Annotated in this window: 2 protein-coding genes; both read left to right on the plus strand. The window is 50.4% G+C overall.

Translation table 11 applies throughout. The features are described from left to right. Positions 1-386: BsuBI/PstI family type II restriction endonuclease (locus tag ALO43_RS22605; protein WP_268873843.1), on the plus strand; the 386-nt coding region annotated here is incomplete at its 5' end. Between the two features lie 11 nt (positions 387-397). Next, positions 398-625, plus strand: a 228-nt coding sequence (locus tag ALO43_RS31215; RefSeq protein ID WP_217999788.1) for an FxLYD domain-containing protein, incomplete at its 3' end; no start/stop codon positions are given.

Below are 625 nucleotides of genomic sequence, written 5' to 3' on the forward strand. Positions count from 1 at the left end.
AAGTGGCTATGCAGGATTTACGCATGGCTTCCAGCATAGGCCTGGATATCGAAGCGCAAAAAAACTTACCTGACTTGATCCTGGTTGACTTGGAACCGGTTCATCCGCTGATCGTGTTCGTCGAGGTAGTGGCCACCGATGGTGCGATTACAGAACGCAGACAAGAGGCTTTATTTTCGCTCACGGACAAAGGTGGGTTCAAACGATCGAGCGTAGCATTCGTCACGGCCTACGCGGACCGTCAGACACAAGGTTTTAAGAAGACCATTAGCGGTCTTGCTTGGGGCTCATTCGCTTGGTTTCTGAGCGAGCCGGACAAGGTATTCATGCTAAGTGACGGTATAAAACCGTTGTCAGGATTGAACGAAGTTATCACACGACTATAAGGGAGCAATTTATGAAATGGTACCCGAGCCTTGGGGTGTTTACATTGGCCATCATGGTTGGCGCTAATGCGGCTGAGAAGGTGGAAGTATCCAACCTCACAGTGACAGACACCGCTTCCGGAAAAATTCACTATATCCAGGGCACAGCGCACAACGTGAGCGGGGCCCCTTTGGGCTTCGTTGCGTTGACTTTCAAATTGTATGATTCGGAAGATAACGGCGGTTGGCCAGGGTATTGG

This window comes from Pseudomonas tremae, from assembly GCF_001401155.1.
Lineage (GTDB): Bacteria > Pseudomonadota > Gammaproteobacteria > Pseudomonadales > Pseudomonadaceae > Aquipseudomonas > Aquipseudomonas tremae.